Origin of the sequence: Lutibacter sp., assembly GCF_041596795.1 — a bacterium.
Classification (GTDB): Bacteria; Bacteroidota; Bacteroidia; order Flavobacteriales; family Flavobacteriaceae; genus Lutibacter.
Genome location: NZ_JBFHHX010000113.1, coordinates 1 through 10,651 on the forward strand (window position 1 = coordinate 1; position 10,651 = coordinate 10,651).

Below are 10,651 nucleotides of genomic sequence, written 5' to 3' on the forward strand. Positions count from 1 at the left end.
GAAAAAAAACCATTATTATTGGTTTGGCATTATTCGCTGTAAACTCATATTTATTTTTACTAGGTAATACGTTTGGTTTTTTCTTAGTACTACTTATTATTTCTGGAGCAGCAATTGGTGTTTTTAAAACTGGAGCCTTAGCATTAATTGGAGATATGTCAAAATCCACCAATGATCATACATCAACAATGAATGTTGTTGAAGGTTTTTTTGGAGTGGGAGCTATAATTGGGCCATTTTTAGTAAGTTATTTTTTAACAAGAGACGTAGATTGGAAATGGTTATATGTGGTGGCAGCTACTTTGTGTGTGATTTTAATTATTATTGCTTTTTTCGCAAAATATCCTGACACTAAAAAATCTACAGAAGAGCCAATAAATATTAAACGAACCTTGCTAATGGTAAAAGATAAATATGCATTTGGTTTCTCTATGGCAGCATTTTTATACGTTGCTGTTGAGGCTGCAATTTATGTTTGGATGCCCACTTTAATAGCTGGGTACGATGGTAGTTTTACTTTTATTGCACTATACGCATTGCCTATATTTTTTATTTTACGTGCAGGCGGTCGCTTTTTAGGTGCGTGGATGTTGGAACGTTTTGATTGGACTGTTGTTATGGCTATTTCAAGTTTTGCAATATTATTGTGTTATGCTTTTAGTTTTTTAAATAGTACAGCCACAGTTGTATTGTTGCCATTATCAGGATTGTTTATGTCTGTTATTTATCCAACAATAAATTCTAAAGGAATTAGTTGTTTTCCAAAAATTAGCCATGGTTCGGTAGCAGGAATTATTTTATTTTTTACTGCTGCAGGTGCTGCAATTGGACCTTTGTTAATGGGTGTAGTTAGCGATTTATTTGGCTCAAATGCTAAATATGGATTTATTTTAGCAACCATATTTTCGGGTATATTATTTCTCGGATTTTTATATAATATGATTTTTAAACCAACTCATATTCGTATTTCACAATTAAATGAAAGCGAGTATGTAAATTTAAGTAAGTTATAATGGCTAGTAAAAAGTTAAAAGCGGTTTGTTTTGGCGAAATTTTATTTGATGTTTTTCCTAAACTTAAAAAAATAGGAGGAGCACCTTTAAATGTAGCTTCTAGGTTAAAATCATTTGGGGTTGATGTTGCTATGATTAGCGCTGTTGGTAATGATGAAAATGGAAAAGAATTAATTGAATATTTTCAAAAATTAGAAATCAATACAGGATCAATTCAAGTAAAGAAAAATTATCCAACAGGAGTTGTAAATGTTAGATTAAACGAGAAAGGTAATGCATCTTACGATATTACATATCCTTCTGCTTGGGATAAAATTCGTTTATCTATTGATGATTTAGAATTAGTTAAAAATGCCGACTTTTTTGTTTATGGAAGCTTGGCTTCTCGTGATGAATCAACAAAAAAAACAGTATTGCAATTGTTAGAAGTTGCCAACTATAAAATTTTTGATATTAATTTAAGAGTGCCGCATTATACTGAAGATACTTTGATTGAGTTTATGAATGCCGCAGATTTTATTAAATTTAATGATGAAGAATTGTATGAAGTTTCTCGATTTTTAGGTTCTACATATAATTCACTGCAACAAAACTTAGAATTTATTGCCCAAAAAACATCTACAAAAACAATTTGTGTAACCTTGGGTTCTCATGGTGCTGTTTTGTTTTTTGAAGGTGCGTATTACCACAATTGCGGGTATTACGTAGAGGTAGTTGATACAGTGGGTTCAGGAGATTCTTTTTTGGCAACTTTAATGTATAAATTATTTACAGAAAAAGATCCTCAAGAAGCCATAAACACAGCTTGTGCTGTTGGTGCATTAGTTGCACAAAATGAAGGTGCAAACCCTGTGATTTCGGATGTAATTATTCAAAAATTTATGAAGGGAACAAAATAAAACACAATAATATATACAGTTGTATTTAAAATTTAATAGTAAGTTTTTTATATTTTGTTATAAAATAATATGTTTAAAACGCATATATTTTTTTTAAGTTAAAAGCCTAACACTTGTTTAAAGAGTTAGGCTTTTTTTGTATTTAGATTATTTATTAGGAATTAATCCAATTAATTCAATGCCATTGTTTTCTTTTAAAAGTGGCGATTTTTTGCTTGGTATAAATAAATTTTTATCATCCCATTTTGCACTTTTATAAAGAATATTGTTGGATTGCGCTCCTTTTGATGTTTTTATGTAGCCATTATCAGATACTAAACAATTACTAATGCTGTTTCCAAAGCCACTTAGGTTAATAGGTGTTTTTTGTTGATAGCTGTTTTCAAAAACGGTATTAGTAATAGTTACATTTGGAATTCCTTTGGTTTTAATAGTATATCCTTTTTCTGTGTTGTATATTTTGCTAAATACACAGTTGGTAATTTTTAAATCACCTTCAATATTGGTTCCAATGGTTCCACTATTAATGTAATTAATGGCAAATTCTTCAATATTTTTAAATGATGTATTGTGGATAAGCAAGTGCTTTGCATTTACTTTTCCAATAGGATCTTTTTCATAAGATAAATTTAAACCTCTGTAGCTATCTTCAAAAATGGAATTTGTAATGCTAATTGTATCTGCTAAAGTACCAATATAAGCTTTAAATATAGTGCCGCCGTTTGTATTCTTAAAATTTATAAACGTGCATTTATCAATAAATAAAGTATATAATTTACCTTCGTTTTCTGCAGGTGAAACTACAGCGTATTTTACGTATTCTTTACTCTCTCCATTTAAAGTTAAATTTTTTAATGAAACAGAAGAGCCTTCAGTAATTCTAAAAAAGTAGGATAATGGTTTTTCAATATCATCATTAGCTTTAATAATAGTTTTAGAAGCATCTTCTTTTCCTTCAATAGTAATGTTTCCACTTATTTTCATAGTTTTTGATACTAAATAAGTGCCAGGATTTAATAAAATTTTATCGCCAGAATTAACTTTTTTTAATGCTTTTGAGAGTGTTTCTAATCCTGGTTCAATCTCAATAATTTTTGATATTGGAGTAATTACTGGTTTTTCTATAAGAGGTTTCCAGCTAGGTCCTGACTTTGTAGTAATTGCTTCTGGAACAATGGTGTTGTTTAGGTTAAAAGCGCCTGCAACAAATGGAGATCTTTTAGAGTTTGTAATATCAACATCTGGGCTATTAGCTATTTTTTTAGCGGTTTTTAAAATGTTATTGTTTTCTGTTGGCATTGGTAAGGAGCCTAAAAGCGCCCAATCAATGTTTGTTTTTGTAAAATAGCGCGAATCAATATCAGATGTTGATTCCATAAAGTTTGTTGAAAATGAAATGCCACTTATAGCATCGTTAGCAGTCATAATAGTTGCGCCAGTTGTGTTTGATATTAAATTGTTTGCAAAAACCGAATTTATGGGAGCTAAAGATTTTTCAGCATCTTTTCCAGCGCCAAAAAGTACAGCGCTGCAATTTATAAGTGTGTTATTTTGAATAGTTACATTTTTTACTTGAAAATAACGATTTAAAGGAGAGTTTGGAACACCGTTCATTAATACAATTGGGCTACGATAATCGTCGCCCGAAATTCCTATTAAAAAGTTGTTTCTTATAATATGGTCTTCCCCAATAATTCTAATTCCACCAACACGAGGTTTGTTGTTTCCAACAAACACATTGTTTTCTACCAATGCGCCGTTACCGTGACGTAAAGTTAATGCACCTTCGCATTCAATAAAAATGTTATTTCGGTAAATGTTGTTGCATGATTTGTTTGAAATAATTTCAATTTCACCATTACATTGTTTAAAAGTATTGTATTCAACAATGGTTTTAGATGATTTCATAGAGTTTTCACTTGTTCCAATTCTAATGGTTTCTCCACCATTAACTCCTAACTCTGGACGTTCTCCAAAATAGTTGTGATCAATTTGGTGATTATTTTCAATATGTTCTTCACCTTTTAACCAAACAACTAATGTAGTTCCTCCGTTTGTTTTTCCGGTAAAATTATTGTGATCTACTCTGTTGTTTTTTCCCCATAAATCAACCCAATGGTTTTCAATGCTTTTATCAGTAGGATTGAAATAAGAAATGGTACAGTTTGTTAATCGGCAATTGTTGGCTACATTTTTTGAGTCTTTTTTAAATGTAATAACTTCTTTGCCTGTTGGCGTGCCATTTTTAAACCATAATCCGCTAACAATCATATATTCTCCTGAAATAGATAATTTAGAGTCGCCAGTAATAAGAACTTTTCCTGGGGTTTCAGCTTGTACCGTAATGGGTAAATTTTTAGATCCAAACCCATGAACTTGTAAATGTACATTGTTATAAGTACCATTTTTTAGTGTAATTGTTGTTCCAGGAATTGCTTTTTTAATAGCTTCGTTAAATTCTGCAGTATTGGATACTGTACTGTCCTTTTGTTGTGAGTAACTTAGATTTACAAAAATAAAGAATGTGAAAAGTAGAAATCTGTAATAAAATTTTAATGTCATATTTTATAAATTGGTTTGCCAGTTTGGTTTTTGGCAAGATATTTAAATTAATTTATTTAAAAAAATTATGAAAACTTTACCATTTAGTAATTAAAATATAAAATTAGTAAGTAAAATTATTTGTAAAATACGCGTAGTAATTGGGGTAAATTCCAATTAGGGTATATTTAATAAATTAATCAAATCGTTAATATATTGATAAAGATATGTTTGCGACTAGTGAAATAACTTCAAATGAACAGGAAAAAAAATACATTTTATTGAAGTTTTGTAAAATGTTTTTTTATATGTTTACCAGATCAAAAAAAATTAGGTTTTAAACAAAGTAAAAAAATGATTATTAATTCAAACAATTAAGGAATGAAAGCAAAGTTTAATGGAATTTTCACGCTTATTCTTGTGTTATTGGTGCAAGTTGCTTTTGCGCAAGAAAAAACAATTTCAGGTACTGTATCAGATGGTAGTGGACCATTGCCTGGAGTAACTGTCGTATTAAAGGGTTCTACTAAAGGAACTCAAACAGATTTTGACGGTAAATATCAAATTAAAGCCAAAAAAGGAGATGTACTTGTCTTTTCTTTTGTTGGTATGAAAACAGCAAGTATGGCTGTTGGAGATTCAAACTCAATAAATGTATCTATGCAAGAAGATGCTAATTTATTAGAGGAAGTATTGGTAGTTGCTTATGGTACTGCTAAAAAGAGCGATTATACTGGTGCTGCAACCCAAATTAATAGCGAATCTATTGAAAACAGAGCATTAGCTAACGTAACAAGTGCTTTAGAAGGTTCTTCTGCTGGTGTATCGGTTACTGCTGCAAGTGGTCAGCCTGGTTCTGGTCAAGATATTCGTATTAGAGGTTTTGGTTCAGTAAGTGCGTCAAGTGATCCGTTATATGTTGTTGATGGTATGATTTACTATGGCGATATTAGTTCAATTAACTCAAACGATATTGAAAGTTTAACTGTGTTAAAAGATGCTTCTTCAACTTCATTATATGGTAACAAAGCAGCAAATGGTGTTGTAATGATTACTACTAAAAGAGGTAAAAACAAAGAAGGTCAATTCTCTTTAAACATTTCATCAAGTATTGTAGATAGATCAATTAAAGAATACGAAAGGTTAAATGCTGACCAATATTACCCAATTATGTGGGAAGCGTTAAGAAATAGTATTGCATCTCCTGGCACATCTACAGATGCTGCTCTTGCTGCTGCAAACCAAACTGCATCTAGTACAATTTTCGATCAATTATATAACAATCCTTACAATGTTGCAAATGATCAAATAGTTGGTGAAGATGGAACTTTAAATGCAAATGCAGAATTATTATACCCAGATGATTTAGATTGGTCTGATGCTATTACGCGTTTAGGTAGTCGTCAAAATTATGATATAAACTACCAAGGAGGAACTGATAAAAGTGATTATTTTGTGTCTTTGGGATATTTAAATGAAGAAGGTTACATTAAAAATTCAGATTTCGAAAGAATTTCTGGACGTGTAAATGTTAATTATCAGGCAAATAAATGGTTAAAAACAGGGTTAAATATTGGAGCAACTACCTCAACAGGTAACCAATCTCAAGCAACTGATGCGCAATCAAGTTCGTTTGTAAATCCAATTCGTTTTACAAGAAATATTGGTCCAATTTATAATATTTATCAACACGATGCTACTGGAGCATATGTTTTAGATGATAATGGTGATAGAATTTACGATTTAACAGCATCACGTCCAAGTGGAGCAAGTGGTGGTAGACATATTGTTGCCGAAATTGATTGGAATAAAGATATAGATGAAATCACTTCATTAAACGGAAAAACATTTTTTGATATAAAATTAATGGAAGGTTTAGTATTTACAACCAATGTTAGTTTTGATCAACGTAATTTATACAACACTGTATTTTGGAATAAAGAAGTTGGAGATGGCGCACCAAATGGTTATGCATCTAGAACCTATAACAGAAGAACATCTGTTGGTTTTAACCAATTATTAAATTATAACACCTCAATTGGTAAACATAATATTAGCGCTTTAGCAGCTCACGAATCGCTTGAGTTAAGAATTAATGCAATGTATGGAGCTAAAAGAGAAATTATTGCGGATGGAAATGTGGAATTAATAAATTTTGTAACAACTTCCGATTTGTATACTTATGAAGATAACTTAAATGATGAAAGTTATTTTGGACGTTTAAACTATGATTTTGATGGAAAATATTTTTTAAGTGCATCTTATAGAACAGATGGAACTTCAAAATTCTCAGATGCTACGCGTTGGGGTGATTTCTATTCAATTGGTGGTGCTTGGCGTTTAGATAAAGAATCTTTTATTAGCAATCAAAAATGGATTGATATGTTAAAGTTAAGAGCTTCTTATGGTGAGTTAGGTAACAACTCTGGAATTAGCTATTACGCATACCAAGGTTTATATAATTTAGATTATAATAACCAATCAGATTCAGGTTATGTTTTAGGTACTTTAGAATCTCCAGATTTACAATGGGAAACAAGTGCTAGTTACGATGTAGCCTTGGAGTTTGGTTTATTTAATAAAATTAGTGGAACACTAGAATATTTTAAACGTGAATCTGCAAATTTATTATTTGATGTTCCATTAGCACTTTCAAGTGGTAGTGAAAGTACTCCACAAAACATTGGTACAATGTATAATAAAGGTTTTGAAATTAGTTTAGATTTTGATGTAATTAAAAATGAAAACTTTAAATGGAAAACTAGCGTAAATGCTTCAACTATTGAAAATAAATTTACAAAACTTCCACAAGAAGAAATTGTTACTGGGTCTAAAAAATATATGGTAGATAGATCTATTTACGATTATTGGTTAAAAGATTGGTATGGAGTAGATCCATCAGATGGATCAGCATTATACGTAGCAAATGAAGATGCTATAATAGCTAACGGTGCAGATATTAGAACAATTGATGGAAATATTCTAACTACAAACCAAGCAAATGCTGAATATCATTATGCAGGATCTGCTATTCCAGATTTAACAGGATCAGTTTTTAACTCTTTAACGTATAAAAACTTTAATTTAGGTTTCTTATTTACTTACCAAATAGGAGGTGAAACATTAGATTACAACTACCAATCTATTATGAGTTCAGGAACCTATGGTACAGCATTAAGTACTGATATTTTAAAACGTTGGCAAAACGTTGGAGATATCACTGATATTCCAAGAATGGATGCTTCTCAAACTACTAACTTTAATGCTACTTCAGACAGATGGTTGGTAGATTCGTCTTATTTAAACTTAAAACAAATTAGTTTATCATACGGATTACCTTCAGATTTATTGAGCCAAATAGGAGTTTCTACAGCGCAGTTATATGTAAGTGCAGAAAATGTAGTTTCTTTTAATGCAAGACAAGGAATGAACGTTCAGCAATCGTTTAACGGAACAACTTCAAATGTTTATACGCCTTCAAGAATAGTTTCATTAGGATTAAATGTTAAATTTTAAATAAAATAAAATGAAAAAAATATTAATTATTTTCATCGGAATTTTAGCGGTAAATGTACTGTTTACTGCTTGTGAAAAGGACTTTTTAGACACGTACCCAACCGATCAAGTTTCTTCAAATTCGGTACTATTAAGTACAGATAATGCCATGACAGCATTAAATGGTATACATAGATCATTATATATAAGATATGGAAGTCAAGGTAGAGGTGGTATTGGAGCATATTATATACATATTGATGAAGGTGGAGAAGATCACGTACACAATGCAAATAACTGGTCTACCCAATTAAGATGGCAAGGAAATTCTGATCCATCAGATGCTTATAACAGAGCAAACTGGTTAATGTTTTATAATTGGATTGCAAATGCAAATGTTTTAATAAATGGTATTGATGGTGCAGATGGTGACCAAGCAGATAAAGATATTATTAAAGGGCAAGCATTAATTTATAGAGCATTTTGTCATTTTCATTTAGTACAATCTTATGGTGGTCGTTACAAAAAAGGTGAAGTAAATAGCCAATTAGGTGTGCCTTTAAAATTAGATAACGATACAGGTTCAATTGCACGTTCTACAGTTGAGGAAGTATACACTCAAATTAATCAAGATATAGATGATGCAATTGTTTTATTAGCAGGATATTCACGTACAAACAAATCGCATATAAATCAAAGTGTTGCAAAAGGTTTAAAAGCTAGAGTTGCATTGGTTCAAGGAGAATGGGCTACAGCAGCTACGTATGCAGCTGAAGCTAGAAGTGGTTACACTTTAATGGATTCAGCAACATATGCGCAAGGTTTCCAAGTTGGTTCTGAAACAAATTCAGAATTTATGTGGGCTAGTCAAATTCAAGAAGATCAAACAGACACATTTGCAAATTACGGAGCTTATATTTCAAGAAACTTTAGTTCTTCTGCAATTAGATCAAATCCTAGATCAATAAATAGTATTTTATACAACACAATTTCTAGTACAGATGTGCGTAAAGGTTTATGGGACCCAACAGGAAAACATTTAAGTTTACCATCAGGCGTTTCTTTATTATCTACCTTTAAATTGTTTACATATACTAACCAAAAATTTATTGCAGTTAGTAACGGAGATAGCCGTGTAGATGTACCTTTAATGCGTGCTGCTGAAATGTATTTAATAGAAGCAGAAGCAAGAGCAAGAAATAACCAAGATGTTTTAGCTGCTACAGCATTATACAATTTGGTAAAAACTAGAGATGCTTCTTATGTATTATCAACAAAAACAGGAACTGACTTACAAGCTGAAATTATGTTACAACGTAGAGTTGAGTTATGGGGAGAAGGATTTAGATGGTACGATTTAAAACGTTTAGATTTACCTTTAGACAGAACAGGTTCTAACCATACTTCAGCTATTACTAATGGGGTTATGGAAGTTGCAGCAGGAGATAACAGATGGAATTTTCCAATTCCTCAAGATGAAATGGATGCAAACGATTTAATGGTTCAAAACCCAATATAATGTTAATTTAAATTTTTAAAAAGCCTGTTCAATGTATGTTGAACAGGCTTTTTTTTATGTGAAAAACGCGTTATTATATACAACTGAAAGGAAGTGAAGAGTCTATTGCTATGTTATTATAATAATATGCATTACAATGTTTTACTGTAATTTACACGCTAAATACTTAAAATTTTTTAGAATAATAGAACAAGTTTTATTTTTTTGTAAAAAAATTATAATTAAAAAATAGTAATTTGTATTTTTAATGAATATATTTACTTTTACAAATTGGTTAACCAATTTGGCATGTCAGATATATTATTTAAAAACTATTAAACCTTATTATTTATGAAAAAAACTTTACTTATTACAATTAAAAAAATAACACCTTACGGCTTTTTAGTATTCTGTTTGTGTTTTAATTACGGTTATAGCCAAACTAATCTTGTGTTAAATGGCACTTTGGAAAATCATACTTTCGATGTTAATGATAATGCGGATACCTTTGATATGACTCCTCCTTCAGATATAGATGGAGGAACGGGTAATAGTCCTTATCGAGCAATTTGGAATAATGATGTTTTAGATACATGGCTTTTGAATAACTGTGGTGGAGGTACGGACGGAAATGAGCAGCCAGGTTCCACTTCTGATGGTAACAAATTTGGTGATAATGCAGGTACAGGTAGGGGAGTAAAGATAGCAAGTAAGTGTCGTCGATTGTATCAAGTGGTTCCAGTTACAATGGGTACTACTTATACTTTTTCGATTGATTCTCGTTCTGAAGCCTCTGGTGTTCCATCTGAGATATTTATTTTGAATGAAGAAATCACTACTGAAGATGGTCTTGAAAATGGTGTTTCTGATTCTAGAGTTGATGCATATATAATTACTAATGACTTTAATGCTAATAAGTCTTCAAGTACCGCTAATACATTTACAACAACTACGTTTACATTTACTGCTTCAACAGATAAAGCGGTTATTTATGTTAGAGCATCAAATGCTATCGATGCGACTACTGAGGTGTTTTATGACAATGTAATGCTTTATGATCCGAATACAGCTTCAGTAAGAGAAGATTTCTTAACAAACTTTAGTTTATATCCAAATCCATCAAATGGATTTATAAACATACAATCTAAAAATGTAGAAATTTCTAAAGTACAGTTGTTTACTATCACTGGTCAAAAAGTATTAGA

General features: G+C 30.9%; 5 protein-coding genes and 1 pseudogene. 5 read left to right on the forward strand and 1 reads right to left on the reverse strand.

Annotation, left to right across the window (positions count from 1 at the left end; all coding sequences use genetic code 11):
* Positions 1-1,013 (forward strand): sugar MFS transporter (locus tag ABY298_RS12065; RefSeq protein WP_372746312.1); only part of this gene is annotated, 1,013 nt, incomplete at its 5' end.
* Positions 1,013-1,912: a carbohydrate kinase gene (locus ABY298_RS12070; RefSeq protein ID WP_372746313.1), complete on the forward strand. Its 900-nt coding sequence runs from the start codon at positions 1,013-1,015 to the stop codon at positions 1,910-1,912. The genes ABY298_RS12065 and ABY298_RS12070, both read left to right, overlap by 1 nt.
* A gap of 147 nt (positions 1,913-2,059) precedes the next feature.
* Here ABY298_RS12070 and ABY298_RS12075 read toward each other — a convergent pair whose 3' ends face one another.
* The gene (locus ABY298_RS12075; protein WP_372746314.1) at positions 2,060-4,474 is read right to left on the reverse strand and encodes a chondroitinase-B domain-containing protein; all 2,415 of its coding nucleotides are present in this window, start codon (positions 4,472-4,474) and stop codon (positions 2,060-2,062) included.
* A 360-nt stretch (positions 4,475-4,834) separates the two neighbouring features.
* On the opposite strand from ABY298_RS12075, the gene ABY298_RS12080 reads away from it, so the two are divergent.
* The 3 genes and pseudogenes from ABY298_RS12080 to ABY298_RS12090 form a co-directional block, all read left to right on the forward strand.
* On the forward strand, positions 4,835-7,969 hold the full coding sequence (locus ABY298_RS12080; protein ID WP_372746315.1) for a SusC/RagA family TonB-linked outer membrane protein: 3,135 nt from the start codon (positions 4,835-4,837) through the stop codon (positions 7,967-7,969).
* Between the two features lie 10 nt (positions 7,970-7,979).
* Positions 7,980-9,467: a RagB/SusD family nutrient uptake outer membrane protein gene (locus ABY298_RS12085; RefSeq protein WP_372746316.1), complete on the forward strand. Its 1,488-nt coding sequence runs from the start codon at positions 7,980-7,982 to the stop codon at positions 9,465-9,467.
* Positions 9,468-10,046: 579 nt separating this feature from the next.
* A pseudogene (locus ABY298_RS12090) lies at positions 10,047-10,651 on the forward strand (hypothetical protein); the annotation flags it as partial.

What these genes read in the sequence shown, in the direction of transcription:
- ABY298_RS12070 (WP_372746313.1), top strand. Translation starts at nt 1,013, where the DNA reads ATGGCTAGTAAAAAGTTAAAAGCGGTTTGTTTTGGCGAAATTTTATTT.
- ABY298_RS12080 (WP_372746315.1), top strand. Translation starts at nt 4,835, where the DNA reads ATGAAAGCAAAGTTTAATGGAATTTTCACGCTTATTCTTGTGTTATTG.
- ABY298_RS12075 (WP_372746314.1), bottom strand. Translation starts at nt 4,474, where the DNA reads ATGACATTAAAATTTTATTACAGATTTCTACTTTTCACATTCTTTATT.
- ABY298_RS12085 (WP_372746316.1), top strand. Translation starts at nt 7,980, where the DNA reads ATGAAAAAAATATTAATTATTTTCATCGGAATTTTAGCGGTAAATGTA.